We start from the raw sequence: 1584 nt of genomic DNA on the forward strand, positions 1-1584 counted from the left end.
TCAATTTTTGTCCTTGAAAACCAAACTGCTCAGGGTCGAAGTGCGGTATTTTGCTAAAAGCGTAGAGATTACGGCCAATCAATGAAACATTAATGCTCTCTATACGATTTTTGAACCAACCTTTTGGTAATTCGTAGCCAATCAAAACCTCACGGAGTTTCAGATACGAAGCATCGTAAGTGTTATTTTCCTCATGGTTGCGGTCGTAATACATTCTGTAATACGTTTCGGCACTTACGGCAGTTGTATTTGGCTGATAATTAGGGTTTTCGGCCGTTCCCATGTTTACTACACCTTTGGCAACGATACCTGCTGCTGGACGGTCTTCTGTTTCGATAAGTTGTCCACCAACTGCGGCCAATGCTAAAGTACGAGAAACAACTTTTCCGCCTTGACGCCAATCGAACAAGAAACTCATCTGGAAGTTTTTATAGCTCAAAGTATTATTGAAACCTACCATAAAATCAGGCGTATAATTGCCCAATTTTCTTAGATTATTGTCCACAATGTAACGGCCATCTTTTCCAATAATAAACTCACCTTTATCATTTTTCAAATAGCCCGTTCCGTACATATCGCCCATGCGGCCACCTTCTTTTACTTGGTACCAAACCGTTTGATTAACGTTATCATAAATTCTGTTGTAGGCCAAAGTGATAGTTTGCCCAGGAATTGGTAATTTTTCTACGATATTCTGATAAGTCGAGAAATTGAAAGTGCTTCTCCAAGAAAAAACATTTGTGCGGATTGGCGTTAAATCAAGTACAACTTCAACTCCTTTGCTTCTAACTGCTCCACCATTGATACTTTGCTGACCATAACCCGAAGAAACCGCAATCGGCAATGAAATAATCTGATTTTTATTCAAAGCATTGAAATACGTTACGTCGAGCTTGATTTTATCATTCAAGAATCGCACATCGGCACCAAATTCGGTCGAACTAATGCTTTCGGGTTTCAAGTTGGCATTTGAGATTTGGTTTTGGTCTGTAAAAGTCGGTAAACCACCTACGGGCGTACGAGCCACGAATGTTCCGATGGTTTGGAAAGGATTAGTATCATTTCCAACTTGGGCATAACTCGCACGAAGTTTCAAGAAAGAAATAGCCGTTGGTAATTTAACCAAATTTGAAACCACTAAACCTGCCGAAACTGAGGGATAAAAGAACGATGTATTGGCCGAAGAAGTAGCAGTTGCCAAAGCACTCGACCAGTCGTTACGGCCAGTAATATCTACAAACAAGAAATCTTTAAAGCCGAATTTAGCAATTCCATATAAACTATTGATGCGTTTGGTACCCGCCGCTTGAAAATACTCTAAAGGCGAAGCCGCATTTGATAACGAATAAACGCCAGGTTGTGCCAATGAAAGTGTTTGAACTTGTTCGTTAGCCACTCTTTGGTCCATTCTATTAGCACCAGCCGAGACATCTACACTCAAATTTCCCAAGTTTTTGGTGTAATTCAACAAAAAGTCGGAATTGATTTCACGATAAAAGACATTTTGTTCGGCATAAGCACCAGTTTTGAAACGGTTTGAACTGTATGCACGACGGAAAGTACGGTCTTCGTTTTGGTAGTCCA

General features: G+C 40.3%; 1 pseudogene. It reads right to left on the reverse strand.

Features of this window, described 5'->3' with window-relative positions:
* A pseudogene (locus tag ACOVO2_RS08080) lies at positions 1–1584 on the reverse strand (SusC/RagA family TonB-linked outer membrane protein); the annotation flags it as partial.

The sequence above is a fragment of the Emticicia sp. genome, from assembly GCF_049241225.1.
Classification (GTDB): Bacteria; Bacteroidota; Bacteroidia; order Cytophagales; family Spirosomataceae; genus Emticicia.